This is a genomic window from Haladaptatus sp. AB643, assembly GCF_024136975.1.
GTDB lineage: Archaea > Halobacteriota > Halobacteria > Halobacteriales > Haladaptataceae > Haladaptatus.
In genome coordinates, this window is record NZ_JAMYJW010000001.1 from 787,025 (window position 1) to 813,161 (window position 26,137).

The 26,137-nt window shown below is 62.9% G+C and carries 27 protein-coding genes and 1 pseudogene; 17 read left to right on the plus strand and 11 right to left on the minus strand.

Annotated elements, in window-relative coordinates; all coding sequences use genetic code 11:
* Positions 1–116: 116 nt before the first annotated feature.
* The 6 genes from NKF25_RS04020 to NKF25_RS04045 all read left to right on the plus strand — a co-directional run bounded on the left by NKF25_RS04020 (position 117) and on the right by NKF25_RS04045 (position 6,229).
* Complete coding sequence (locus NKF25_RS04020) at positions 117–1,763, plus strand: CTP synthase (protein ID WP_253225413.1); 1,647 nt, start codon at positions 117–119, stop codon at positions 1,761–1,763.
* A complete protein-coding gene (gene guaA, locus NKF25_RS04025; RefSeq protein ID WP_253225414.1) occupies positions 1,763–2,680 on the plus strand; it encodes a glutamine-hydrolyzing GMP synthase in 918 nt (305 codons plus the stop codon). The genes NKF25_RS04020 and guaA overlap by 1 nt, the downstream gene beginning before the upstream one ends.
* The gene (locus NKF25_RS04030; RefSeq protein WP_253225415.1) at positions 2,680–3,000 is read left to right on the plus strand and encodes a CTP synthetase; all 321 of its coding nucleotides are present in this window, start codon (positions 2,680–2,682) and stop codon (positions 2,998–3,000) included. Before guaA ends, NKF25_RS04030 begins: the two co-directional genes overlap by 1 nt.
* 71 nt (positions 3,001–3,071) lie before the next feature.
* Positions 3,072–3,473, plus strand: a complete 402-nt coding sequence (locus NKF25_RS04035; RefSeq protein ID WP_253225416.1) for a GNAT family N-acetyltransferase — start codon at positions 3,072–3,074, stop codon at positions 3,471–3,473.
* Positions 3,474–3,784: 311 nt separating this feature from the next.
* Positions 3,785–4,741 (plus strand): DUF5787 family protein, encoded by a 957-nt coding sequence (locus NKF25_RS04040; RefSeq protein WP_253225417.1) that lies wholly within the window; start codon positions 3,785–3,787, stop codon positions 4,739–4,741.
* Between the two features lie 78 nt (positions 4,742–4,819).
* Complete coding sequence (locus NKF25_RS04045; protein WP_253225418.1) at positions 4,820–6,229, plus strand: arylsulfotransferase family protein; 1,410 nt, start codon at positions 4,820–4,822, stop codon at positions 6,227–6,229.
* Between the two features lie 3 nt (positions 6,230–6,232).
* Here the strand turns inward: NKF25_RS04045 and NKF25_RS04050 are convergent, their stop codons facing one another.
* The 3 genes from NKF25_RS04050 to NKF25_RS04060 form a co-directional block, all read right to left on the minus strand.
* Positions 6,233–7,051 (minus strand): MBL fold metallo-hydrolase, encoded by an 819-nt coding sequence (locus NKF25_RS04050; protein ID WP_253225419.1) that lies wholly within the window; start codon positions 7,049–7,051, stop codon positions 6,233–6,235.
* Between the two features lie 3 nt (positions 7,052–7,054).
* A complete protein-coding gene (locus NKF25_RS04055; protein WP_253225420.1) occupies positions 7,055–8,383 on the minus strand; it encodes an ATP-binding protein in 1,329 nt (442 codons plus the stop codon).
* Between the two features lie 110 nt (positions 8,384–8,493).
* Positions 8,494–10,302 (minus strand): flippase activity-associated protein Agl23, encoded by a 1,809-nt coding sequence (locus NKF25_RS04060; RefSeq protein ID WP_253225421.1) that lies wholly within the window; start codon positions 10,300–10,302, stop codon positions 8,494–8,496.
* Between the two features lie 142 nt (positions 10,303–10,444).
* On the opposite strand from NKF25_RS04060, the gene NKF25_RS04065 reads away from it, so the two are divergent.
* From NKF25_RS04065 to NKF25_RS04080, 4 genes are all read left to right on the plus strand, one after another.
* Positions 10,445–11,593 (plus strand): thiolase family protein, encoded by a 1,149-nt coding sequence (locus NKF25_RS04065; RefSeq protein WP_253225422.1) that lies wholly within the window; start codon positions 10,445–10,447, stop codon positions 11,591–11,593.
* 258 nt (positions 11,594–11,851) lie between these two features.
* Positions 11,852–12,778, plus strand: a complete 927-nt coding sequence (locus NKF25_RS04070; RefSeq protein ID WP_253225423.1) for a glycosyltransferase family 39 protein — start codon at positions 11,852–11,854, stop codon at positions 12,776–12,778.
* Positions 12,778–13,476 (plus strand): hypothetical protein, encoded by a 699-nt coding sequence (locus NKF25_RS04075; RefSeq protein WP_253225424.1) that lies wholly within the window; start codon positions 12,778–12,780, stop codon positions 13,474–13,476. The genes NKF25_RS04070 and NKF25_RS04075 overlap by 1 nt, the downstream gene beginning before the upstream one ends.
* Positions 13,477–13,681: 205 nt before the next feature.
* Positions 13,682–14,206, plus strand: coding sequence for a hypothetical protein (locus NKF25_RS04080; protein ID WP_253225425.1), 525 nt, complete (start codon positions 13,682–13,684; stop codon positions 14,204–14,206).
* Here NKF25_RS04080 and NKF25_RS04085 read toward each other — a convergent pair.
* Positions 14,203–16,091: pseudogene (locus NKF25_RS04085) on the minus strand (cation:proton antiporter). The gene NKF25_RS04080 and the pseudogene NKF25_RS04085 sit on opposite strands and share 4 nt — an antisense overlap.
* A gap of 249 nt (positions 16,092–16,340) precedes the next feature.
* Between NKF25_RS04085 and NKF25_RS04090 the strand changes: the two are divergent.
* Positions 16,341–17,492 carry a glycoside hydrolase gene (locus NKF25_RS04090; RefSeq protein ID WP_253225426.1) on the plus strand — a complete coding sequence of 384 codons (1,152 nt, stop codon included), beginning with the start codon at positions 16,341–16,343 and terminating at the stop codon, positions 17,490–17,492.
* Here the strand turns inward: NKF25_RS04090 and NKF25_RS04095 are convergent.
* The 4 genes from NKF25_RS04095 to NKF25_RS04110 all read right to left on the minus strand — a co-directional run bounded on the left by NKF25_RS04095 (position 17,489) and on the right by NKF25_RS04110 (position 19,945).
* The gene (locus NKF25_RS04095; RefSeq protein WP_253225427.1) at positions 17,489–18,232 is read right to left on the minus strand and encodes a 4-phosphopantoate--beta-alanine ligase; all 744 of its coding nucleotides are present in this window, start codon (positions 18,230–18,232) and stop codon (positions 17,489–17,491) included. The two genes, NKF25_RS04090 and NKF25_RS04095, sit on opposite strands and share 4 nt — an antisense overlap.
* A gap of 64 nt (positions 18,233–18,296) precedes the next feature.
* Positions 18,297–19,130: a pantoate kinase gene (locus tag NKF25_RS04100; RefSeq protein ID WP_253225428.1), complete on the minus strand. Its 834-nt coding sequence runs from the start codon at positions 19,128–19,130 to the stop codon at positions 18,297–18,299.
* 82 nt (positions 19,131–19,212) lie between these two features.
* On the minus strand, positions 19,213–19,758 hold the full coding sequence (locus NKF25_RS04105) for a DUF99 family protein (protein WP_253225429.1): 546 nt from the start codon (positions 19,756–19,758) through the stop codon (positions 19,213–19,215).
* A 1-nt stretch (position 19,759) separates the two neighbouring features.
* Entirely contained in the window at positions 19,760–19,945 is a 186-nt protein-coding gene (locus tag NKF25_RS04110) for a DUF5786 family protein (RefSeq protein WP_253225430.1), read from the minus strand.
* 81 nt (positions 19,946–20,026) lie between these two features.
* Between NKF25_RS04110 and NKF25_RS04115 the strand changes: the two genes are divergently transcribed.
* Positions 20,027–20,635, plus strand: coding sequence for an MBL fold metallo-hydrolase (locus NKF25_RS04115; RefSeq protein ID WP_253225431.1), 609 nt, complete (start codon positions 20,027–20,029; stop codon positions 20,633–20,635).
* Positions 20,636–20,716: 81 nt separating this feature from the next.
* Complete coding sequence (locus NKF25_RS04120; RefSeq protein ID WP_253225432.1) at positions 20,717–21,262, plus strand: GNAT family N-acetyltransferase; 546 nt, start codon at positions 20,717–20,719, stop codon at positions 21,260–21,262.
* Between the two features lie 46 nt (positions 21,263–21,308).
* On the opposite strand, the gene NKF25_RS04125 is transcribed toward NKF25_RS04120, so the two are convergent.
* Together NKF25_RS04125 and NKF25_RS04130 are read right to left on the minus strand one after the other, a co-directional pair.
* Positions 21,309–21,458 (minus strand): 50S ribosomal protein L40e, encoded by a 150-nt coding sequence (locus tag NKF25_RS04125; RefSeq protein ID WP_253225433.1) that lies wholly within the window; start codon positions 21,456–21,458, stop codon positions 21,309–21,311.
* A gap of 75 nt (positions 21,459–21,533) precedes the next feature.
* Entirely contained in the window at positions 21,534–22,037 is a 504-nt protein-coding gene (locus NKF25_RS04130) for a DUF367 family protein (RefSeq protein ID WP_253225434.1), read from the minus strand.
* A 259-nt stretch (positions 22,038–22,296) separates the two neighbouring features.
* Here NKF25_RS04130 and NKF25_RS04135 point away from each other — a divergent pair, with 259 nt between their 5' ends.
* From NKF25_RS04135 to NKF25_RS04150, 4 genes are all read left to right on the plus strand, one after another.
* Positions 22,297–22,623 (plus strand): nuclear transport factor 2 family protein, encoded by a 327-nt coding sequence (locus NKF25_RS04135; protein WP_253225435.1) that lies wholly within the window; start codon positions 22,297–22,299, stop codon positions 22,621–22,623.
* A gap of 114 nt (positions 22,624–22,737) precedes the next feature.
* Positions 22,738–23,334, plus strand: a complete 597-nt coding sequence (locus tag NKF25_RS04140; RefSeq protein WP_253225436.1) for a hypothetical protein — start codon at positions 22,738–22,740, stop codon at positions 23,332–23,334.
* Positions 23,331–24,899 carry a sodium/proline symporter gene (locus tag NKF25_RS04145; RefSeq protein ID WP_253225437.1) on the plus strand — a complete coding sequence of 523 codons (1,569 nt, stop codon included), beginning with the start codon at positions 23,331–23,333 and terminating at the stop codon, positions 24,897–24,899. The genes NKF25_RS04140 and NKF25_RS04145 overlap by 4 nt, the downstream gene beginning before the upstream one ends.
* 7 nt (positions 24,900–24,906) lie before the next feature.
* The gene (locus NKF25_RS04150) at positions 24,907–25,374 is read left to right on the plus strand and encodes a hypothetical protein (protein WP_253225438.1); all 468 of its coding nucleotides are present in this window, start codon (positions 24,907–24,909) and stop codon (positions 25,372–25,374) included.
* 27 nt (positions 25,375–25,401) lie between these two features.
* Here NKF25_RS04150 and NKF25_RS04155 read toward each other — a convergent pair whose 3' ends face one another.
* The gene (locus tag NKF25_RS04155) at positions 25,402–26,127 is read right to left on the minus strand and encodes a helix-turn-helix domain-containing protein (protein WP_253225439.1); all 726 of its coding nucleotides are present in this window, start codon (positions 26,125–26,127) and stop codon (positions 25,402–25,404) included.
* Positions 26,128–26,137 lie beyond the last annotated feature (10 nt).

Sequence of the window (26,137 nt, forward strand, 5' to 3'; positions counted from 1 at the left end):
GTTCAGTTCCTCGAATTCATCTCACGGTCGAACTCTGATGTATCCAACATATGCCATCTTCTGGCGAAGCAGGACGCCTCCGAAACGATTTTCAAGACCGCTCGCAGAAACTCAGTATGCCGACTGACCCCGAGACAGACTACGACCCCGAGATGGGGAAGAAGTTCATTTTCGTCACAGGGGGCGTCATGTCCGGACTTGGCAAAGGCATTACCGCCGCGAGCACTGGGCGACTGCTCGCAAACGCCGGGTTCGACGTGACTGCCGTGAAGATCGACCCGTATCTCAACGTGGACGCGGGGACGATGAATCCCTATCAGCATGGAGAAGTGTACGTACTGAAGGACGGTGGCGAGGTAGACCTCGATTTGGGCAACTACGAGCGTTTCCTCGACATCGACATGACCTTCGACCACAACATCACGACCGGGAAGGCCTACCAGTACGTCATCGAGAAGGAGCGCGCCGGTGACTACCTCGGTAAGACCGTCCAGATCATTCCGCACATCACGGACGAGATCAAGCGCCGGATTCGTGAGGCCGCCGAAGGCCACGACGTGTGTCTCGTCGAAGTCGGTGGCACCGTGGGCGACATCGAGAGCATGCCGTTCCTCGAAGCGCTCCGCCAATTCGCCACGGAACAGGACGAGGAGGATTTCCTGTTGACCCACGTCACGCTCGTTCCGCACTCGAAGAACGGCGAGCAGAAGACGAAGCCGACCCAGCACAGCGTGAAAGAACTGCGTTCCATCGGTCTGCAACCCGACGTACTCGTCGGGCGCTGTAGCGACGGTCTGCAACCCGAGACGAAGGAGAAGATCGCGCTGTTCTGCGACGTCCCGACCGACGCCGTGTTTTCGAACCCGGACGTGGAGGACATCTACCACGTTCCGCTCGTCGTGGAGGAAGAGGGGCTGGACGACTACGTCATGGGGCAACTCGACCTGACCGACGAGGCGATGCCGAGCGACGAACGGAGCACCGCCTGGCGCGAACTCGTCACGCAGGAAACCGAGGGCGAAGTCGATATCGCTCTCGTCGGGAAGTACGCGCTCGAAGACGCCTACATGTCCATCCACGAGGCGCTCAAACACGCCGGACTGGAGAAGAACGTCGACGTGAACGTCCTCTGGGTCGATTCCGACGAGATGGACGACGACCACGAGGAGCGACTCAAGCAGGCCGACGGCATCGTCGTCCCCGGCGGGTTCGGCAGCCGTGGGACGGAAGGTAAGATCGAAGCCATCCGCTACGCCCGCGAACACGACATCCCGTTCCTCGGCCTCTGTCTGGGCTTCCAGATGGCCGTCGTGGAGTACGCCCGGAACGTCCTCGGTCTGACCGACGCGAACTCCGCCGAACTCGATGCTGACACGCCACACCCCGTCATCGACATCCTGCCCGAACAGTACGAAATCGAGGACATGGGCGGCACGATGCGGCTGGGTGCACACGAAACAGAGATCGAGACCGGAACGCTCGCGGAGCGGGTGTACGGCGGCACGAGCTGCACGGAGCGCCACCGCCACCGCTACGAGGTGAATCCCGAGTACTTCGAGGACTTCGAAGGCGAGGACCTCGTGTTCTCCGGTCGCGCCGGAAACCGGATGGAAATCCTCGAACTGGAGGACCACCCGTACTTCTTCGGGACGCAGTTCCACCCCGAGTTCCGTTCCCGACCGGACCGCGCCAGCCCACCGTTCGTCAGCCTGCTGGACGCCGTGCTTGACGAGGCGGAGAAACGAGAGGAGGTCGAAGCTTAATGGTAGACACTGGAAAATTCATCGAGGAAGCGGTTGCGGAGATTCGAGAAACTGTCGGCGATTCACACGCCATCATCGCGCTGTCTGGCGGCGTGGATTCGTCCGTCGCCGCCGGACTGGCGTACAAGGCCATCGGCGACCAACTCACGCCGGTGTACGTCGATACCGGCCTGATGCGCAAGGGCGAGACGGACCAGATACGAAAGACGTTCTCGTACATGAGTTCGCTGGAAGTCGTGGAAGCCGAGGAGCGCTTCTTCGACGCGCTCTCGGGCGTCATCGACCCCGAAGAAAAGCGGGAGGTCATCGGCGAGCAGTTCATCCGCGAGTTCGAGCGCGAAGCGCGCGTCACGGACGCGGACTACCTCGTGCAGGGGACGATCTACCCCGACCGGATCGAGAGCGAGGGCGGCATCAAGTCCCACCACAACGTCGGCGGACTGCCGGACGTGGTGGACTTCGACGGCATCGTCGAACCCGTCCGCGACCTCTACAAGGACGAGGTACGCGAGGTCGCTCGCGCACTCGGCATGGAGGAAATCATCGCCGAGCGCATGCCGTTCCCCGGCCCCGGACTCGCCGTCCGCGTCGTCGGCGAAGTCACGCCCGAGAAGGCCCAAGTCGCCCGCGAGGCGTGTCACGTCGTCGAGGAGGAACTGGAGGAGTACGACCCGTGGCAAGCGTTCGCCGCGGTCGTCGGCAAGGCTACCGGCGTCAAAGGCGACAACCGCGTCCACGGCTGGATCGTGGCGGTCCGCTCGGTCGAATCGCGCGACGGCATGACCGCCCGGGCACAGGAACTCGACTGGGAGACCCTCCAGCGGATCCAGTCGCGTATCACGGGCCAGAATGAAAACGTCGCCCGCGTCGTTTACGACGTGACACATAAGCCCCCGGCGACCATCGAATACGAGTGATGCGTGCAGTCATCGCAGGTTCCGACGAAGACGGACTCGGTCGCGCCCTCGAATCCGAGGGCGTCGAACTGACGACCATCGGCGGCGTCGCCTCCCGCCCCGCGCTGGAGGACGCCGCCATCACCGACGCCGACCTGTTCGTCCTCATGGACGTCGGGCAGGCCACCTCAATCGCGGTCGCAAAGGACCTGAACCCCGAGGTTCGCGTCGTCGTCTACGACGAGAACTCCATCCCGGAGTTCGCCCGTAGTCAGGCCGACCTCATCCTCGACCCGGACCTGCTGGGCGTGGAGACGGTCGCGGAAGAACTGGCGGTCTGATCGGTCGGAGAACTATCGACGGACTCGGCCGCGATGGGTAGAACTAACGACGGCCGAAACAACCTTTTTTCATGTCCTACGAAGTCCGCGACGAGTTGCCGACGGTCGACGAGTTCGTCGCCCTCCGCGACGCCGCCGGAATGTCCGCCCGGAGCAGGGACGCCGTCGAGCAGGGGCTCCCGAACACGATTTTCGGCGTGATAACCGTGGACGAAACGGGTGAAACGGTCGGGATGGCCCGCATCCTCGGCGACGGCGGGATGGTGTACCAAATCGGCGACATGGCCGTCCACCCCGACCACCAACGGCAGGGGCTTGGGTCCCGGATGATGGAACGGTTGATGGAGTACCTGGAGGAGAACGCGCCGGAAAGAGCCTACGTCAACCTCATGGCCGACGTGGAGGGCTTTTACGAGCGGTTCGGCTTCGAGTACACTGCGCCCGCCTCGCGTGGGATGTACCGTCGGATGTGAATCGAGGATACTGTTACCGTTACTCCGAACGCAATCCCGTCGTTACGCGTTCCGAGAAGTGGTTGGTTCTATTGTGATTTCAGCAACTGAGTTGCGTGAAAACCGTACCACGTCGTCCCGAGGCGGTCGCGGTGCGGGGCGGTCCTCATGCGGTTCGGCTACTGAAATCGAAGAAAAAGAACGATTCCCTCGAGCGGTCGTGGTGTTCGCGGCTCGGAAGTCGTTGTCGTAGTGGAACCAAAATCGGAATTCTTTCATCGTGAACGGGTTCGTCCGAGGTATTTTTCAGCTCACAGCCCCACCCCAATCATGTGCGAGAGTTCCCGTTCGAACTGAAACTATGCACGCACCTCGAAGCGACGACGGAGCGGATCATCGCCCGGCAGATCGGTGCCGGTGTCCACGCGCCGTCGAATCGGGTTATCGACGTGCTGTGCGTCGAACCCGGCCCGGAGTTCGCGGCGCGGACGGAACTCACGAGCGAGCGGATTCCCGCCGCCGCTATCGAGAGCGACGTGGGTGTCGGCGAGGCGTGCTATTGGCGGAACGCGTTCGACACGTCGCCGGAATACGCCCGCGAGATGGTCGAGCGGGCGGTCGAAATCGGCTTTTTCGAGCGCGATCGACGGGGCGGCCGGGAGTACGTCCGACAGGTGGCGCGGTATCCCGACTGGTTCGGGCGGTTGATCGGCATCGAGAACAAACCCGACCTCGCCGCGCCCGGCGACCTCGAAACCCAACTCCGGAAGGACGTGAGTCTGGGACTGGTGGACGAGGTGATCCTTGCGACCGAGAGTTACGTCACCGGCGCGCATCTGAATAGAATTCCGGAGGCGGTGGGCGTCTGGCGGTTCGACGCCGAAGCGGCGAGGGTGGAGGTGATTCGAGAGCCGACACCTCTCGACAGCGAAGGAGCGGGAACCGAACTGATCGATACGCACGTCGGGCGAACCGACGTTCGCGTGGCGAGCGCCGCGGCGAAGGCAAAACGCCGAAGGCGGATGGCGGAGCGGGCGTACGGTAAGGGGTGGCGGAGTTACGACTTGCCAGGGTGTGCGGCGGTCGAATCGCACTCGGGCGGGGTTCCGTACTGTGGCTGGAAGGATCGGGTGGTCAATCCGGCGAATTGCGGGCCGGAGTGTCCGGGTTACGACCCCGCCAACCCGCCAACGGTCGATTGGGAGGCGGAGCGAGACGATCGGACACCGTGGGTCGCGGACCCGACAGGACGAACGCGTCGGCAGTCCGGACTCGACAGATTCGGATAGCTTAGGTGTGAAAACAAGGTGTCGAGTGACGGACGTGAAGTGTGAACATACAAGAACCGGGATCAAGAATGGGGTTGTATGCAGACGCTCTCCCGGCGGCAGTCGTTGGCCGTCGGCGCGATACTCTTGTGTTGTCTCTCCCTGTTCACCCCGACGTTGGTTGCCCAATCGGACGACCAGGGAAGCGTTGCTTCCAATCCCTGTACGGGTACCATCACGCAGTCCGTGAACGGGACGACGGTCGTCGCGGTACAGGGCTATTCGTGGGTCGACGGCGGGCAGAAACGCGACGCGAAACTCGTCGCCATCGGCCCGAACGGAACGGTGAAGTGGGTCCATCACACCGGCGACCACGGTATGGTCTGGGGGTATGACGTGGACCCGATGCCGAACGGTAACCTGTTCGTCACGGGGACGAAGAACGGCAAAACGGTCGTGTACGAGTTCAACCCGCGAACCCAGAAGCACGTCTGGAGTCAGACCCTCGACATCGAGGACACCCACGACGTCGACCTCATCAACAACGGCACGCAACTGCTGGTCGCCAACCTGCGCAACTACAAGGACGGGGCAAAGCGCAACGACGACAGCGTCTTCGTCTACGATTTAAAGAAGGACAAGGTCGTTTGGCGCTGGTACTTCCGGGACCACTACCCCAAGGACACGGCCAAGACCGGCTACCACAACTACACCCACGACTGGACGCACGTCAACAACGTGCAGAAGATCGGCGAGGGCGAGTATCTCGTCTCGCCGCGCAACTTCGACCAAGCCATCGTCATCAACCGTTCCACGAATAAGATCGACATGAAACTCGGGGAACCCGGGAACACCAGCATCCTCAACAAACAACACAACCCCGATTACTTGGAGAGCGAGGACGGCAAACCGACGATGCTCGTCGCCGACTCCGACAACAACCGCATGGTCGAATACCAGAAGGAGGGCGACAACTGGAACCGAACGTGGTCGCTCGGGAAGGGCGACGACCTCTCGTGGCCCCGCGACGCCGACCGCCTGCCGAACGGGGACACCCTCCTCGGCGACTCGAAGCACGAGCGCGTGATGCAAGTGTCGCCGAACGGCACCGTCAAGTGGGAGTTCTACACGCCGTGGCTCGTCTACGACGTGGAGCGTATCGGAACGGGTGACGAATCGAACGGTCCGACAATCGCCGATCAGAACGCGACCGGCAGCTACCAACTCAAAGGTGCCGCCGACAACTACGACCCGCAGTCGATGAAGCAGTGTAACGCCTATCTCAACTCCATCCACGGTTGGGCCGATGGCCAGAAGCCGAACAACACGACGACCGCATCGAACGATTCCGGGGGCGTACAGGACAGCGACGGGGATAACGGCGGCAACGCGAACCTCAGTTCCGGGACGACGGCCGATTCGGACACGTCGATGCCCGGATTCGGCGTCGCCGTGGGCATCGCCGGACTGCTCGTCACCGCCGCGTTGTTGATCCGGAAAGAGGAATAGAGTTCAGATTCGGTACTGCTCGCCGTCCATCGCTAGCGGCTCTTCGAACGCCTCTTCTTCGGGATAGAAGTGCGAGACGTGCACCAGTCGCGTCTCTTCCGCGCCGAGTTCGTCCGCCATCGAGAGCGCTCCTTCTCGCGTCATGTGTTTGTAGCCGAACGTGCGCGGAACGCCGTCGTCGGTATGGTGGCGGCCTCCCGCCGGGTGGTACTCACAGAGCGACGCCGGAACGATGGCGTCGGCCAGAAACAGGTCGGCGTTCGAGAGGGCCTCGCGGGACGCCTGTGGAATCGCATACCCCGTATCGCCGGTGAGCGCGAGTTTGGACCCGTCCCCCTCCACGACGACACCGTAACAGAGCAGCGGCGGGTGTTCGACGGGGACGAACGTCACGTCGAACCCGCACGCCGAGAACGACGAGAGCGGTTCGTGGTCGTGAACCGTGATTTGTTGGAGGTAGTCGAACTTGTCCCGAATCGTCTCCGCGACGCTCTCGCCGGTCTCCGGGTCCGTCTCGTTCGTCGCGTGGACGGGCAGGGCGTCGAACAGTCGGTAGGCGTTCCCCAACCCGTCGAGGTGGTCGAAGTGGATGTGCGTGACCAGCAGTTCGTCCGGAAGCGGCACGTCGTGGGTAAGAAACTGCGAGCGAAAGTCGGGACTCGCGTCGATGAGCAGGCACTCGTCGGTCTCCTCGTTGCGGACGTGAACCGAAAAACGCGAGCGTTCGACGTCGCGTTCGCGGGCCGCCAGACAGGTGTCACAGTCACAGCCAGCCGTCGGCGTCCCCGTCGTGTCGCCGGTGCCGAGGAGGGTGACTTCCATCGGTCAGTGGTCGTGTGAGTGACCGCTGATGTCCCCGCCCGCGACGAGCGCGTCGTGGTCGCCGTCGATCATGTCCATGTCCTTCAGGTGGTCACGCTCCTCGAAGTCCTGAATCGCGTAGTGGAGGTCTTCCTGCGTGAGTTCCGTGCGCTCCTCGGTCAACGCCTCCAGTACGGCCTCGCGGAGGACGAGTCGCAGGTCGCTTCCCGTCAGCCCTTCGGTCAACTCCGCGATTTCCTCGGGGTTGAAATCCGAGATTTTCATCCGTCGGGTGATGACCCGGAGGATGTCCGCCCGCATTCCCTCGTCGGGTTTCGGGAAGTTCAGGATGTCGTCGAACCGCCGCCACGCCGCCGCGTCGAGTTGGTCGGGGTGGTTCGTCGCGCCGATGAGCAACACGTCGTCCTCGATGAGCGAGATGTTGTCGATGCTCTTCAGGAGGGTGTTGACGGCGCGCTTGATCGCCGCGTGCTCGTCGCTTCGCCGCGTTTTGGCGACGAAGTCGAACTCGTCCATGAAGAGGATACACGGCGAGAGCCGTTTCGCCACCTCGAACACCTTCTCGACGTTCTTCGCCGTCTCGCCGAGATACTGGCTGGTTATCATCGACAGTTTGACCTCCACGAACGGCAGGTCCAAGTCGTATCCCAACGCCCGTGCCGTCGAGGTTTTCGCCGTCCCCGGCGGCCCGACGAACAGGAGTTTCCCGATTTCTCGAAGCCCGATTTGGGCGAGATACTCGCGGTGTTCGATGGCCTTCACGATTTTGTGAATCTCGGCCTCCTGGTCCGCCGTGAGCACGAGGTCGTCCAGCGTCAGTTCGACTTCCTCGGGTGCGTAGACGTCCACGAGGTCGAGCATGCTTTCGCCGTCCTCGTCTTCGTCCTCGTCGAAGTGCTCTTCGAGGAGGCTGTCTATCCACGCCCGGTCGGACTGCACGGGACGGTTCGCCTCGCGCACCTCGTCGTAGGTAACGTCCACGCCATCCCGGTCTTCGAGGGCGTAGGCGAGCGCCGGATTGCGCTCGACTCGCTCCTCGTCGCGGTCAACGAGCCACTCTTCGGCCATCTCCTGTTGAGTGAGTTCGAGCCCGCCCGAGAAGGTATCCCGGTCGGTAAACATCAGTTCGGAAATCGCTTCCCACGGTTGATCGAGACCGGTCGCTTCGCGCGCCGTCTCGATGGTCGTCCGAAGCGGCCGCTCTATCGTTCCATCGTGCCAGAACACCTGCCGAATCGCCGGTGGCAGGTCGTTTTCGTCCAGATCTCTATTCTCGCTGTAGATCCGCGCAGTGAGCAAGAATTCGATTACGTCCAGCGCCCCACTGTTCATTCTCCCGTGGGTAATCACGGCAGAATCTTAAGGGCGTCGGAGACGTCCCGCTCGCCACGCGTTTCGTGAGCCGAAAGTAAAGGGTCGACTTACACACTCGCGCGGTGGCGTTACGACGACAGAGAGCTGTTCTGCACGTAGATGACCGTCGTGCTGATGTGACAGCCACTGTTGTAACTGAACCGTTGGAACTCATAGCGCGTGTACCCGGACATGTAGCCCTCGATGTCCTCCGCGGTGCTGTCCTCGCTGGAACAGGTCGAGACGTTGGCCGGTGCGATGACGATGGGCGGTTTGTCCCCCCGCAAGTTGCTGGCGTTCTGTGTGCTGGCCATCTGCGCGTCGGCGGATTCGAGGTACCAGTTGAGCGGGAGACGGGCGAACCACCCTTCGCCGCCTTCACCGCTCTCGACGGGATACACGTCGTCCGCAGCCTCGTTCGACGAGTAGAACTTACTCCCGTAGAACAGCACGTCCGTTCCCTCGTTTTCGCGTGAGATGCGTTCGAGGGTATGAAGGAGCGGCTTCGAGTGTGTCGAAGAGGACTGTGCGTACTGGACGAACTGGTTATCGGGGTCCTGTGGATGCTGGTAGGTCGTGCTGTATGCCGTCGTTCCGGCGGAAGCGACGACGAGCAACAGCAGGACGGCGGCGGCCGCGAGGCTCACGTCGTCGTGGTCCTCGTACGCTTCCCATCCCCAGCGGAAGACCAGCGCGAGGCCGACGGCCGCCGGGAACGCGAGCGGGATGATGGCGTGAACGGCGGCCCATCCGGCCTTGATGTCCATCACGAGCGGGTAGCCGAGGATGCTGGCGACGCCCCAGTAGAAGCCGAACGCGACGACGTCACGGGGGCGGTCACCCGAATAGCGGTCGAGGACGAACCCCACGACCGCGAGAATACAGAGCGCCAACGCGCCGACTTTCAGCGTCGTGAGGAGGTGTTCGAGGTAGGGGAGATAGGCGTGGTCGGCGTGTCCCTGCCACCCGATGAAGTTGTTTCCGACCGTCACCGTCGCGGCGACGAGCACCTTCGGAATCATTTCCGGGTGCGAAAGGGACTTCCAGAGGCCGGGACCTGGCTGGCTCTGCGAACGCGGCGCGTAGAAGTAGATGAAGATGATCAGGAACTCGATGACGGCGGCGAGGCCGACCCCGAGCGCCTTGAGAACCGAGTTCATGACCGACCGGTCCCCTTCCATCAGTCGAACCGCGCCGATTCGATAGCGCCGCGGAACGGCCGCCCCGATTCCCTCGTTGCCGACGCGCTTGAGCATGAGTCGGTGGTCGTACAGCAGGACGCCCGCGCCGACCCAGCAGGCCACGTACAGCAGGGCGTTTTCCTTCATCGTGAAGCCGAGCGCGAAACAGGCCACGGCCGCGAAGAAGTACGACAGGCGGTGGGTGTCGAAGTAGCGGACGAGGAAGCCGAGCGCGAACACCATCGCGACCCCGAGGATCACGTCGTTCCGCATGAACCGCGAGTAGTAGAGCAGAACGGGGTTCGCAGCGAAGAGGAAGGCGAGTGCGACCGTTTCGGAGGGCCTGAGTCGCTCCCGGAAGAGGAGCGCGGCGAGCGGGAGCAGTCCACCCAGGAGAGCGACGACGAACCGCATGGTGAAGTCGTTCGCACCGAACAGCGAGAACACGATGGAGTTCACTTGCATCAGGAACGGGCCGTGGATGATGTGTCGATAGTACCAGACGCCGTTCTGCGAGTACGTGTAAATCCAGTACGCAACCCTCGCTTCGTCCTGATGGGCGACACGCGCGCCGAGGCTCACGAGGCGGAGGGCAAGCCCGACGACGGTGATGAGGACGACGAGAGGGACCGGCTCGGTGAGTCGCTGGAGGAGGCTCGATTCGTCGCTCGACGTGAGCGGGCGAGTACGTTTCTGGGCGGTGTCGGAACCTTGCATCGTCTGAAGTTACCGACGATATGGTATGGGTCCGGACAAATAGTTTCTGAAGCCCCATCGGTTGTCAATAAACTTTCAAACTGTTCTTCATTTACTTCGCGTTCTACCCCCACTTAAGGACGTAGAGCGAGAATCATCAATCATGGATAGCGATACCACACCAGTCATCGTGAAGGCGATTCGAACGCCACAGGGCAAGGAAGGTGGCGTCTTCGCCGACGTTCGAAGCGAAGACCTCTCGATCCCGCTCGTCAACACGATCCTCTCCGAGACAGGGTTGACCGGAGACGACATCGACGACCTCATGTGGGGCGTCGCCCAGCAACGCGGCGAACAGGACAACAACGTCGCCCGCGTCATCGCGCTCCTCTCGGACCTCGGCGAGGGCGTCCCGGCGACGAGCATCAACCGATGGTGTGCGTCCTCCATGCAGGCGCTCATCAGCGCGAGCGACGCGATTCGGGCGGGCCAGCGCCAAGCCATCATCGCCGGGGGCGTCGAGAACATGTCCCGCGTGCCCATGAGCGGCGGGTACGAGGGGCGGGGCATCCACCCGGAGATGGCCGAGAAGTACAACCTCCCCACACTTCAAATGGGGATGACCGGCGAGAAAGTCGCCGAGGTGTACGAGGTGTCCCGCGAGGAACAGGACGAGTACGCGCTCCGAAGCCAGCAGCGTGCCGCCGAAGCGACCGACTCCGGCCGCTTCGACGACGAAATCGTCCCCATCGAAACAGAGGACGGACTGGTCGAGGAAGACGAAGGAATCCGACGCGGCACCAGCATGGAAGCCCTGCAGGGCCTCCCGAGCGTGTTCAAGGCAGACGGCACCGTGACGCCGGGCAACGCCTCCCAGATTTCCGACGGCGCTTCCGCCCTTCTCGTCACCAGCAAGGCGTTCGCGGACGAACACGACCTCGAAATCATGGCCACCGTCGGCGACAACAACGTCGCGGGCGTGGACCCAACCGTGATGGGAATCGGCCCCGTTCCGGCCACGAAGGGCCTGCTGGAGCGCACCGGCGAGAGCATCGACGAGTTCGACCTCGTGGAACTGAACGAGGCCTTCGCCAGTCAGACGCTGTACAGCCAGCGCGAACTCGGCGTTCCGGACGACAAGTTCAACGTCAACGGCGGCGCAATCGCCATCGGCCACCCGCTCGGTGCTTCCGGCGCGCGCCTCCCCGTGACGCTCGTCCACGAGATGAAAAAGCGCGACGCGAAGAAGGGACTCGCCACGCTCTGTGTCGGCTTCGGACAGGGTGCGGCAATCACGCTGAAGCGCGAGTAATCGACGCGAATCCCCGATTCGCGGGCGACGCGTGACCGTCGAGGTGGGACACCTCGGAGGGAACGAGGAAGTCCTTTTGATCGAGCTTTTACAGGGAACGAGGGAGCGGAGCGACCTCGTGACCGTCGTAAAAGGTCGTCGTGGTAGGGTGCGGCGATAACGCTGAAGCGCGAGTGAACTCACCGTCCGCTGAATTTTTCACTCTTCTTTCACTGGTTCCGGGACAGAATAATTACGGAGCAGGTCGAGTTGCGGAATGTGTCTCGAAGCCGCCCCTCCACGGCCACGCTCGTGTGGCTCGTCCCGCCCCTCCTCGCCAGCCTCATCGTTTTCGCGGCGTACCTGCTGACCCATCCGTACCCCGCCGAGGGCGGCGGACTGTATCTCGCGATGGCCGACGCGATTCGCGCTCACGGCTACCGCCTCCCGGCACGGGTCCCGCACTACACGCCGAACGGAATTCCGTTCGGCTACCCGCCGCTGGCCTTCTACCTCGTCGCGTTCATCCGCGACGGGTTCGGCGTCGGCCCGCTGACGCTGACCCGTTTCCTGCCCGGTCTCGTCACCGTCCTGACCGTCGTTCCGGTCTACTTCCTCGGCCGCGAGGTGTTCGTCGGGACCGCGGATCGAAACCGGCGCGCAGGACTCGCGGCGCTCGTCGTCGCCGTCAGCCCTGCCGTGTTCAAGTGGCACCTCTCGGCTGGTGGCATCGTCCGAGCCCCGGCGTTCCTGTTCACCGTGACGGGGCTGTACGTCGGGATTCGCCTGTTCCGTGAGAAGCGACTCGTGTGGGCGGTTGCGGGAGCGGTCCTGTTCGGCCTGACCTGTCTCACGCATCCCTCCTATCCCGTGTTCTTCGCCACGAGCTATCTCGCCTTCTTCCTCGTCTTCGACCGCTCGCTCGCCGGACTCGCTCGTGGGCGCTCGTCGCGGCCGGTGGCCTGCTCCTCGCCCTGCCGTGGTGGTGGGGGGTCGTCTCGGTCCACGGCGTCGGCCTCTTCACCCGAACCGCTGGCTCGCGCCTCGGCATCGGGCAGGGGTTGTTCTGGTTCCCGTCGAAGTTTCTCTACGGCCGCCGTACACGATTCCTGCCCGTCTGGCACGTCCTCACGCTCGTCGGCGTCGTCTCGCTCACATTACGAAAGCGCTACTTCCTCCCGTTCTGGTTCGCCGCGACGGTGGTGATGTTCCCGAAGCCGCGGTTTCTCATGCTCATCGGCGCGTTCGTCGTTTCCGCGCTCGTGTTCGACTGGCTATCGACCGTCGCGGCGTCGCGGTCGGAAACCGACCGCGGCCGTCTCTCGGCCGATGGCGGGCGATTGGCACGCGTTTCGCTCGTGCTCCTTCTGTTGCTCTCTGCCTACGGCGTGGCGACGGGCGGGCTATACGCCAGCAACTACGGGTCCATTCCGGCGCGTCCGCTGGATCGATTGCAACAGGACCCCATGCCGTCGTACATCGACGGGGACGACATGACGGCGATGGAGTGGGTGCGGGAACGGACGCCCGCCGACGCGACGGTGCTCGTCGCCGGGGACGCGGCCGAGTGGTTCCCGGTGTTCGCGGAGCGAACCGTCGTCGCCTCTCCGTGGGGGGCCGAGTGGCTCCCGCCCGACCGGCGCGAACGCCAGATCGCCCTCTATCGTGAGAGTTCGACCTGCGCGTCGGCGAGGTGTCTCCGGAAACTGCTCTCCCGGGACGACGTATCGCCCGATTACGTCTACCTCACGCGGGAAGGATCACGGAGTTGGATCGCCCGTGAGACGCTGACGACGGCACAGTGGCGAGGGATGTTGGGGAGGCTAAACGGATCGGCCGGGACGAGCGTCGTCTTTCGAAATCGGGACGTCGCGGTCGTGAAAGTCGAATCGTCTCGGGGATAGTGGCCTCGACGGTGACGACTTCGGGGTCGGTTTTCCCGTCACCCGACCACGCATGCTCCGTGCCGTCCGCCTTGTGACCGATGTCGAATTCGGGGAGGGCTTGTTTCTCCGACGAAGAGTTGTAAACAGACGAATATCTTTTTGCGCTCAGCTACCCAAGGTGTATCGTGTACAGGGCAGGGCGGGGGACTGGCAACGTTCGACGATGAGTATCGAACCATCGACGGGACCGGAGCCGATTTCGCGCGACACCGCGTTCGAAATCCTCACGAACCCACGGCGTCGGTACGCCCTCTCTTACCTCCGGTCGAAATCGGAGCAGGTCTCCATCGGCGAACTCGCCGAGGCAGTCGCCGCATGGGAACAGGATACCAGCGTCGAACTCGTCTCCTCGAAGGAACGAAAATCCGTCTACACGTCGTTGTACCAGACACACCTGCCGAAGATGGCGGATGCGGGCATCATCGTCTACGACAGACAGCGCGGGCAGGTACAACTCAGCGACACCGCGACCGAACTCGACAAGTTCGTCCACCCGCCGTCGAGGAACCGAAACTGGAGTCGATACTACCTCGCACTCGCCGTTCTCGGGGGATTCACCATCCTCTGCAATTTCTTCGGAATGTATCCGTTCACCCTCGTGAACGTCCTCGTCTACGTCGGCTTGCTTCTCGGCGCGTTCACCGTCCTCTCGGCCGTCAACCTCGAATTCGCTCGACGACGGAGTTAGGACTGACACATGGAGATGGTCTCCCTGACGGACTCCTTCCGCCCGAGGAACGTGACGTGGTCCCCTTTCTGGAGCGTGAACCCCTTGTTCGGGACCTGCGTTTCGCCGTCCCGTCCGACGAGCGCGATGAGGACCCCGTTCGGCAGTTCGGCGTCCAACTCGTCGATGGTTCTGCCGACCAGACTTTCGGCGGTGATTTCGATCTCCTGCACGTCGCCGCTCCGTCCGAGTTCCGTCATCCAGTTCGAGAGCGCCGGGCGTTCGATGACGTTGTCGATGGCCCACGCGGTGGCGAGCGACGAGGAAATCGTTCGAACCCCGAGGTCCTCGAAGGCGTCCACGTTGTCCGGGTTGTTCGCCCGGGCGATGATGGTTTCCACGTCGAACTTCGACTCGGCGAGTTGTGCGACCAGCAGGTTCACGTCTCGTCGCCGGTGGCGGCGACGACGATTTTCGCGTTTCCTGCCCCGGACGAGCGGAGCACTTCGGTGTCCGTGCCGTCGCCGTCGTGGACGGTATATCCCTCCTCGCGGGCGGTTTGCACTATCGTTTCGTCCTGCTCTATCAGCACGACGTTCTCTCCACGGTCTTCGAGGCGTGCGGCGAGCGACCGGCCCACCTTTCCGCCTCCGATGATGAGTACGCGCATTGGAATTACGTTCAGATATTCAGCGATAAATCGGGCGAATCCGCCTTCGAGCACGACGGTCACGACGATGACTAGGAAGACGGTACCGATGAGTACCGTCGCCGCATGCTCCGCGTTCGGAATCACGTCGGCCGAGTTACGGATGCGGAAGGCGAACAGGGTCGCGACGGACGCCGGGATGATGCCGCGCGGGCCGACGAAACTCATAAACAGCTTCTCGTCCCGCGTGAACCGCCCACCCGATGTCGAAATGAAGACGATGAGCGGCCGGATGACGAACATCACGACGAACACGACGATGGCCCCTCCGATTCCGAGCGCGAAGAGGTCTTTCGGCTTGAGCAGGGCCGCCAGCGTGATGAACACGAACGAGAGGACGACCAGCGTGATGTCCCCTTTGAACTCCTCGATCTTCTCCTCGTAGGGGAGGTCCGCGTTGCCGAGAAGGATACCGGCCGTCGCAACCGCCGCGATGCCGGACTCCCTGGCGACGATATCGGCGGCGGCGTAGGCGGTCAACGCGCCGACCAGCACCAACAACCGGGAGTTCTGTGGTGCGTTCCCCGGCGAGAGGTCGAGATGCCGGAGGATGTACCAGATTATCCCGGCGACGAGGATTCCGACGAGCATGCCGGTTCCGAGGCGGCGAACGAACGACGCGAAAAACTCGCCGACGTGGAACGCGCTCGATCCGGTGAGAACCAACACCTCGAACATCACGACGGCGAGGATCGCGGCCGTCACGTCGTTGGCGATTCCTTCGGTTTCGAGCGCGGCCGCGACCCTGTCCCTGACCGGGACGACCGACAGGATCGGCGTGATGACCGTCGGACCGGTCGCGACGAGCAACGATCCGATGAGTAACGAGAGGTCCCACGGTTGATCGAGCGCGAACCGGATGACCGTCGCCGTCCCCAACAACGAGATGAGCGCGCCGATGGTGACGAGGCGAATCTGCGCCGACGGTGCCTCCCGTAGCTTGTTCACCTTCAGATGGAACGCACCTTCGAAGACGATGATGGCCACGCTCAGTCCCACGATGGACGAGAGCGCGTCACCGAACGCCGACGGGTTCAGCAGGTGCAGTCCGACCGGTCCGAAGATGATCCCTGCCCCGATGAGAAACAACACGCTCGGCACTTGAAACCGATCCGCGAGCACCTGTGAGATGACACCGAGTCCGATGATGGCGGTGACTATGTACAGCAACTGCGCACTCGCGGCCTCGGCACTCACTGCTGGCCCTCCATGTACCGGGTAGGAGAGGGTGGACAGTTATAAAATCAGTGGAAAAAACGCGCGACTGCACGGGGTGCCCCGCGACTATTGGTGGATGTTTGTTGCGATCTTCGGAATAAAACACACCGTTTGTCAAAAACACGCCCGGCGGAGAAACGGCATTGGTGTTCGGTTTAGGGCGAACTGATATGAATCTAGCTGGAAACTGATTTGTCGCCGGCAATCGATAGCCGTGAACGGGGTCTCATGGGGAACGGACATTCGACGCGGCGAGCGGTGCTCGGGTTCGGTAGTGTAGCGGCCGGTATCGGCATCGTTGGAGGGTTCGGACAACGACCCGAGAGCGACGCCGATTGCACGTCCGGCGACGGCGGAACGACCGACGAGACGAACGCGCCGGTGGACGTTCGGGGGGCCATCTACTTCCCGTCGCGGGCGTTCAACACGTTCCAGATGTGGAACGGCTACGACTCGGACGTCATCGAGCGTGACCTCTGTTATGCGAGTCGTATCAACCTCAACGCGTTACGGGTGTGGTTGAGTTTCGAGGCGTGGCAACGGGAACCGACGCGGTTCGGACTTCGACTGGAGCATTTCCTGACGACGGCGGCGGACCACGGGTTGCGGGTGCTGTTGGGCATCTTCGAGGGTATCGGGGCGAATCCGAGTCACCACACCTTGACGAACAGGGATCCAGTCACCGCCCGTCCGGTGTTCTCGCCGTCGCGAAAGATCATGGAGCAGTCGAAACGGTGGCACCTTCCACGGGAGTTCATCCGGTGGTTCATGGACCGCTACCGCGACGATTCTCGCCTGTTGGCCATCGAACTCATCAACGAACCGTGTTGGCGGCCGTGGAAGCTACAGTTCGCAGAGGGGATGTTTCGGACGCTGTGGAACCAACGCGGACGGGTGCCGCTATCGGTCGGTTCGACGAACATCGAGAACAACGAGCAGTATCGAGAGTGGGGGAGCGAGGTGTTTCAGTGTCACAGCAACTTCGGGCACACGAAGAAGAACTATCGGAACCTGTTGAAGCGAATCAACGCGGCCGAGCGTCGGTTCGGCCGCCCCATGTGGCTGTCCGAGTGGCAGTGTCTCAAGCCGCCGCGTAGGGGACAGGGAACACACCCACCGAACTACTCGTCGCTCGCGCCGTTGATTCGGCGGGCAGGCGTGGGGAACTTCTTCTGGTCGCTGATGGTCAAACCGGCCTATCAGGTGTACCGCAGGAGACAGGGGTTGTTGAGCGGAATCTTCCACGAGGACGGCGCGGTCTGGAGTCTGGACGACGCGCGTGCCATCAAGGCCATGTCCGGCGACCCGTCGTTTTCGGGGGAAGAACGACAGGAGTGGCCGGAGTGGGCGAAACCGGTCGAGAGGTCGCTGACCGACTAGATATCACGGATCGCTCGCTCGGCGGCGTCGAGCGCTTTCTCGCGGTCGAATTCCGCGACGATGGACTTCAGTTCTTCGGGCGAGGCGTCCGCGAGTTCGCGGGCGTGTTTCGTCATGTTCGGAACCGCGCGGATGATGTTGTCGATGACCGGAACTGCAGCGGTTCGTGGCGACCGCGAGAGCGGGTTGAGGTCGATGACGATTTCGGTTTTACCCATCTCCGCGAGCGCTTCGGCCCGGTCGCCGTCCTCCAGCGGAACGAGAACGACGTCCGCGTCGTAGATGCCGTCCGCGTCCACCTTCCCGCGTTCGTGTTCCAAGCCCGGAATCCGGGCGTCGGCAGTGAGTCCCTTGACGTTCTCCGCGCCGTGTGCGCGCAAGTGGTCGGCGATGGCCCGCATGCGCTCTTCGGTTCGGCCGAACAGGTTGACTTCGATGTCCGCACCGGTGGCCTCGGCGAGTTCGACGGTTTCCCTTGGAACGAGCGCCGCCACGTTGCCGTTCACGGAGAGCACGGCGTGGTCGGCGAGGAGCAACTGCGCCGCCGCCGCACGCTCCGCGTCGTCGGCGCTCGGGAGCGTCGCTTCGCCCAGCAGGTAATCGAACGCCTCGCCGCGCCCTTCGGCGATGAGGCCCTGCTTGCTCGTGACTCCCTTCTCGACGCCGTCCTCGATGCGGTGTCGCGTGAGAAGCGATTGCTGTCGCGGATGGTCCTCCGGAATCTCTACCTCGTGGCTCATGGTCGATATCGGAAACGGAGGGTCAAAACAGCCGTGATTTACCCGTTCGATGGGTGGTTCGCCCTCACTCGATGAGTGTCGCGCCCGCGTGGTGGGTCCGGCACGCGTTCGCTTCGTAGCCCGCATCCGTGAGTCCCGAATCGAGCGCGAACACCGTCTTTCCGAGCATCGCCATCGACGCCTGTCCCCCTTCGTCGTGAACGTCCTCGATGACGTCCCGAACCTCTTCGGTGAGCAGTTCCGCCCGCTCGGCGAACTCGTTGGACTGTTCCATAAACGTCTCCATCGTCGGTTCGTTCACCAACGCGACGAGCGCCTCCACGCCAGCCTCCGAAAGCCGGGTCGTGCTCCCCGAGAGGACTTCCGCCGTCGAGAGTTCGCCCAGCGAGAGATACTCGATGTTGGCCCGCGTCGGGACCCCATCGAGGCGATTGTGCGCCGGTGCACCCGGTTCGAGGCGGATGGGAATGCCGCCGCGGGCCTGTGCAACCACGTCACCGAGTCCGGTCCCGGCCTCGACTTCCGCCCGGTGTGCGATAGTGACGAGTTCGTTCTCCGAGCGGCCGCCGCCGAACACGTCGTTCGCGGCGAACGCCGTTCCGAGTGCGAGCGCACCCGAGATGCCGAATCCGGCCCCCAGTGGGAGCGTCGTCTCTGCCGAAATACGGGCCGTCAGGTCGAGGTCGTCCAACACTCGACGCCCCGATTCGACGGCGGCGAACTCGCCGTTCAGGTCTATACTCGTCTCCGTTGCCGGTTCAACGGTCACGGTGACGCCTTCCGAAAGTGTCAGCCCCGCCCCGCGAGACCCCGCCCGCTCGGGGTCGTCGTCCTCGTGGATGCTGAAGAACCCCGTGATATGGCCGGGAACGAACGCGCGACCAACCTCGTCGCTCATACCTCCCGGTTTCGGCCGACGGCGTATAACGGTTAAAATTCGTCCGCGTCGTCTCCCCCCGTCTCACTCCCGTTCGGTCCGTCTAGAAGTCGTCCACGGCGCGGGCCGCCAGTCGCGCCACGCGCAGGGGTTCTGGACGCCCTCCTTCGGGTGTGAACGCGCGCACGACTTCCGTGGCTTCGTCGGCATCCATTCCGACGTGGCGGACGAACACCGTTTCCCCGTCCACGGCGATTTCGCGGCGGGGTGGCTGTTTTCGATAGGTCTCCCGGCGTCGGTCGAGTTCGTCGCCCGAGAACTCCGACTCCAGCGATTCTAGCAGGCCGTCGCTCTCCTCGAAGGTGACGTCGATGACGGGGCGGTCGACGGCGTCGTGGAGGCGGTGCATGTCCAACACGTTGTACCACGCGAGGGCGATTCCGCCGACCATGACGTAGCGCACGTCCTCGCGGTCGAGACGCTCCACGAGGTCGATGATCGAGTCCGTGAGGTCGGTACCACCAACAGTACAGGTTCCAAAAACAAAGCCATCGGTCACCCGACTTGCGCGGGTAACGACGCCAGCGAGCGTGCTGGTGTCGCGGCGATAGGACTCCGCGACACCCAGCGCCCGGACACCGGATTTCACGCTACTCTTCGTCGTCGTCTTTCATCTCGTTGAGCCGGTTCAACAGCTCGTCGTTCGACGCACCGAACTCGAAGTCGACGCTTCCCTCGTGGTTGTGTTCAGACGTTTCGACACCGCTGTCGTCGTCTAAGTCCGCGCTATACTCCTGGTTCTCTTGTTCAGATTCGTCGTAGCTCCCGAAGCCCATGCGTTGTATGGTTGGAGCTTCGAACACTAAAAACGCTCGGCGTCCGTCAGAATTTTGGTAGATGGGGGAAAACAGCCCCCCATGCAAGTCGTTAACGTCACTGCCGACGCCGAGACGTTCACCTGCAACGCCTATCTCGCGCTCGGCGACCGCCCGGTCCTCGTGGATGCCGGGACGATGGACGGCGTCGTGGACGTGCTCCACGACTACACGGACACGCTCGATGCGGTCGTCCTCACACATCAACACGGCGATCACGTCGGGGAACTCGACGCCGTACTGGACGAGTTCGACGCGGAACTCGCGTCCTACGGGCCACACCCCCGCCGCGATCACGCAATCGTGGACGGTGACACCGTCGAAATCGGTGACGAGGAGTTCGAAGCCATTCACACGCCCGGTCACGCCGACGACCACCTCGCCTTCGTGAGCGATTCGACCATCTTCAGCGGCGACGTCGTCGTCCACGACGACGGTGCCTTCGACTACGGCAGTTTCGGGCGCACAGACATGGCGGGCCAATCCCGCGAGGAACTCATCGAGAGCATCCGCGAAATCCTCGACCGGATGCCGGATTCCGTCGAGCACATGTACGCCGGGCACGGCGAGGAGTTCCACGGTGATGTACGCGATGTCATCGAAACGGCGCTGGAGCGTGCCGAGAAGCGGGAGCCGAAGTACCCGGAATAACTTCGGGGACGTCCCGTTTCATTGCTGTGTGCTATCACGTTTCACGAGACCTTTTCTCGCAGGTACTCCAGTGTTCGAAGTATGCCCGGACCTACATTTCTACGTGGCGACCGGATCGAACTCAGAACGATAGAGGAGGACGATTTGGACTTCCTGCAGGGGACGATGAACGAGCCGACCGTCCGCCGATACCTCGGTAGCCGCTCGCCCATCAACGGCGAGCAGGAACGGGAGTGGTTCGAGGAGCGCGCCTCGGACACCGACGGGGACCACGTCGACCTGCTCATCTGTCGCGGCGAGGAAGCCATGGGTTCCATCAGCCTCTACTCGAAGGACTCGGCCGGCGTGAACGCCGAAATCGGTATCTCCCTCGCGGAGGAGTTCTGGGGCAACGGCTACGGAACCGAGGCGGCCCGGCTCATCACCGACTTCGGGTTCCGCGAACGCCGTCACCACCGAGTTATGGCTCGGGTGTTCGAGGGCAACGTCGGTTCCGCTCGTATCTGGGAAAAGCTCTGCTTCCGCCACGAGGCGACCCACGTCGAATCCGCGTTCCTCGACGGCGAGTACGTGAACGTCGACTTCTTCGCCGTCCTCGAAGACGAGTGGTTCGGACGGGACGAGTAGCGATTCGTCTCCCCGTTTCGCTTCCAGCGAAAAACCGCGAATCCGATTATGCGCTACGCGCTTCCTTGCTCTTCGGGCGGAGCTTGTTGTAGCCGCATTTGCGGCATTTGTCCGCCTTCTGTGGGTTGCGTGCGTTACAGCGCATGCAAATCATCTTGTCGAGCGTTCGTTTCTCTGCTGCGTCGAAACTGGCCATACCGTGCGTTTTCGTCCCCGCGCGTTTAAACGTTATTGAGTTGTCCCGTCGTTCCCGTTCGCGCCCTCGTCCGTTCTACTCCTTCCCAGCGTCCAGATATTCCTGCTGTACGGCCACCACTTCCGTCGAATCCTCACAGTCGGCGTATCTACGGAGCGGTTCCTCGTTCAGTTCGAGAAACGTCTCGCCCCATCTGAACTTCGAGAGGATTCGCTCGGCCTGCGCACGCTCGCCGAGGATACAGAGCCCCGCGGCGAACGCCTCCACGGTGTTCAACCGGAACGGCTTCCCGTAGTTGACGGGGTTCGCGGCGACGAGAAACGGCAGTGCACGGTGCACTCCTGGCATCTCGAACAGCGCCCGCTCGGCGCTCTCCCACGAGCAGTCGAGGGCGACGAGCGTGTCCGTTTCGGCGCGGTCAGCGGGCGAGAGCGCCTGCTCCGCGTGCGGATTGAGGACGATGCCGTACGGCGTCGCCCGCGCGCTTCGGTGGAGTTCCGTGAGGTCGAACCGGGCGAGCTTCCGGGCCGTACACTTCTTCGGGTCGTCGTCACCCTCGTACCGGACGTGGAGGTTCACTGCCGAACGCTTGGCGTGGCTCGGTAAAAAGTGGCGCGAAGAAAGCCCCGCCGGGGTGTGACAGGCGGAGCGGGGCCGTATGGAAACAGTATCCTCTTGTCGTACCAGACCGGATTTCACCGGCGACTGAACCAGTGTACACGTACCGTAAAGGCATTTATATGACCCCTATTGTCCCGTCGTGTTTCTTCCGTCGTCTCCGGAGACAAACGTAGTTTCCGCCGAGGGGCTAAAGAGGGTCCTCCGCGTCTCCCCGCGTATGGACTCCGAAGTGGTCGTTCGCGCCTACTACGACGCCATCGACGCACACGACTACGAGACGTTCGCCGGACTGTTCGCGCCGGACGTGGTGCATTACCGCCCCGACCGCACCATCGAAGGAAGGGACACGCTCGTCTCGTTCATGCGCGACGACCGACCGAACAAGGAGACGAGCCACGAACTCTCCCACATCGCCGAAAACGGCGGAACGACCGTCGCCGAGGGCCGGTTGCTCGACGCCGATGGTGACGTGATGTTCGCCTTCGAAGACGACTTTTCGATCACTGACGGCCAAATCACCGAAATCCGCACCCGAACTCGTTAATTCTCCATCTCCTCCGTGAAATATTCCGGAGCGACATGGAAACTGTAATTCCGCGATAGCTGTTTACATATCAACCCGGTCTTATTCGACATTTGCTATCCTGTTGCATACCGGATGGCATCATCACAAACGACGGACCGAGGCACGCGGAATAGACTCATGGGGACGATAGCGTTACTGGCTATCGTGCTGCTGATCGCGGCGGCGGTCGGGCAGTATCGGCTGTTTTCGTATCTTGCCGCGCTGTTCATCGTGGCGAACTTCGGCGCGGCCGCCATCGAGCGAAACGACGGCGAACTCGACCTCGCGCCGTACACCGGGTTGGTAGCCGGATTGGGCGTGGTTTTCGTCGTCGGGTTCACGGTGATCTGGTCGCAGTGGAACCCGGACGTGACCGAGTACACCTACGTTCTGGGACTCCCGGTTTCGACGCTGGCGTACTTCGTCTTCCTCTGGTTGCTTCCGATCCTCGGCGCGCTCTACTACGCGCTCGTCTTCCCGGAAATCGGGAACGACGACGCGGTAGACGACATCCTGGACGAGGCGCGACGGGTTCAACGACGGGAGCGATTCCCGTTGTCGGTCGCCAGCCCCGATCCCGATGGCGGTGTGGGTAACGCCGAGGGGACGCCGTCGGAGAACTCGGCGTCCGGAACCTCACAGAGCGCGGCCCAGGAGTCGCCGCAGGCCGAAGGAGGGAACCGACGATGACTCCCCTTCCGATCCCACTACAGGAGATTCCGGTCACCGACAGTCCGTATGTCCTCCTGTTCGGCGGGGTCTATCTGCTGATCGTGCTGGGAATCGGCGTTTGGGGGTACCTCCGAACGGAGAGCACCGAGGACTTCCTCATCACCGGAAAGAGCATCGGGACGTGGGTGCTCGCGTTGACGGCCTTCTCGGTCATTCAGTCCGGGTTCGGGTTCGTCGGCGGCCCCGAACTCGTCTACTCGTTCGGGACGACGGCGCTGTGGATATTCTTCACGGCCCCGCTCGGGTTCATCATCACGTGGGTACTCCTCGCCAAGCGAATGCGCCTGTTGGCGGACATCCGCGACGTGTTGACGCTCGCGGACGGGATGTACGTCAGATACGAGAGCGCGTGGGTTCGCGGGCTGACCGCCGTCGCCGTCATCGTCGGCGTGATGGCGTATCTGGCGACGAACCTCGCCGCGCTCCAGTACGTCATGCGCGCCATCTTCGGCCTGTCGGTGATGTGGGGACTGCTCATCGGCGCGTTCATCCTCCTGCTCTACAGCATGCTCGGGGGCATGATCGCGGGCGTCTGGACCGACTTCGTGCAGGCGATCACGATGATCTTCGGATCGGTGTTCGTCTTCGCCTACGCGCTGTCGTTCGGCGGGGGGATGAGTTCGATTTCGCACAACCTCGCCACCGCCGACCCGGCGTTCATCTCGCCGTTCGGCGCGATGGGCGCACCGACCGCGACCATCTTCACGGCGCTCGGGTGGTGGATCCTGTTCTCGGTCGGCGCGGCCGGACAGCCACACCTGGTCACCAAGTTCTACATGAGCCGTAACCTCAAGATCCTGCGCTGGGGTGCGCCAATCGCGGCGGCGACGTACGCGATTTCGAGCCTTCTCGCGTTCTCGACCGGACTGTCGATGCGCGCGATGGTCGAAGCCGGTTCGACCGCCGCCCCGAAGAGCGCCTCCATCGTCGGCCCCGTCTTCGTCCTCAACCACACGCCCGGTGCGGTGGCCGGACTGATCCTGGCGGCGCTGCTCGCGGCCATCATGAGCACGAGCGACTCGTTCCTCAACATCGGCGCGGCGGCGGTCTCCCGCGACATCCCGCGAGCGCTCGGCCGACCCATCGACGACGACAAGACGGAGCTTCGGGTGACGCAGGCCGCGCTGGCCGGTCTCACCGTCGCATCGACGCTCATCGTCTTCTACTCGCAGACGCTGGTCGGGATTCTCGGCACCATCGGCTGGGGGTTCTTCGCGGCGGCGTTCTTCGCCATCGCGGCCCTCGGCCTGAACTGGAAGGGCGCGACGAAGGAGGGCGCAATCGCCGCCATCCTCGGTGGGTTGGCAGTCAACCTGTTCTACAGCGCCGTGCCGCACATCGCCGATACCGCAGGGCTCTCGGGCGTCAGCGATTTCATCGGGAGCCTCTACCCGTTCACCGAATCGTTCCCGGTCGGAACGGTGGCGCTGTTGGTCGCCATCGCGCTGTTCGTCGGCGTCTCGCTGATAACGCAGGACAGACGGACCGTCCCGGAGGATATCGCCGTCCTGCTGGAGGGATAGAATGAGCATGACCGAGACACGAGACGGCGAGGACGAAACGCGTATCGCCCACCTCTCAGGGTGGTTCCGTCGGCGACCCACGTCGATGGAGTACTGGGAACTCCTCGTCACGGAGGAGCGTCTCGTCTGGTGCTTTGTCGGCGAGTCGTTCAAATCGATGCTGTTGCGGGCGGACACCGGCGAACGCGGTCGCAGCGAAATCGAGGATGCGACGCCGGACCGGGCGCTGTCGCTCGACGAGCGGAACTTCGCCGTTCCGCTCGACTCGCTGGAATCGGTTCGGCTCCGAGACGGCACCCTGTTTCGGCGAGCGAAGTTGGTAGTGACGTGGAAAGAGAACGACGAGGCCGACTCGTATGAACTGTACGCGACGAAGACGGCCGATTCGCAGGTTGACGACGTCGAAGCGCTCGCGGACGACCCGCGACTCTCGCACGTCGATGTCGGCGTCGAGACGACGGACGGGTTGTTCTGATTTCGGTCGTGTTTCTGTTTTTTCCGGTTACTTGCCGATCAGCGCGTCCTCGGAATCGACCTCGGGGAGGACGTCGACGATGCGCTCGAGGAGTTTCCCCTCGGCACGCCGCAGGTTGTTCGAGGTCGCCGTCTTCGAGATATCGAACTCGTCGGCCAACATGCCGAGCGTCGCACGCCGTGGGGTCTGAAAGTATCCCCCTTCGACGGCTTTCGTGAGCGTTTCGCGCTCCGTCTCGGAGAGTTCCCGACAGCCGTCGATGACGTTTTTCGCCGCGCCGAGGTGCTGGATCACGTCGAGGTACTCCTCGAACGACGTGGCGTTTCGACTCTCGACGCGGACGTCGTTCCCGTCCTCCAACTCCGAGAGGGCGTTGTCCGTGTTGTCGGCGGTGTCGAACCCGACGCTCCACAGTTCGCTCCCGTCGCGGATCTGAAACGGTCCGGTGATGTAGCCGTCGTGTTCGCGAATCGTCCGCATCGCGTTCGTCTGGCCGATGAACGACTTGATGACCGCCGTGTCACCCCGCCGCGAGAGCAGTTCGAACTCCAGCATCCGGTCGTGTTCCTGGAGCGCGCCGAGGCCGTTCGTCAGCGCCCCCCGGTCGTCCCCCTGCACGAGAATCCTCGTCTCCAACTTCTGCTTGGCGGTGTTGAAGTCCCAGTGCATGGTGTGAAACGAGACGTCCGTCTCGTCCGTGACGTCGATGTACGGACAGTCGTACTGCACCATGTCCATCGTTACCGAAATCATAATCCAACTC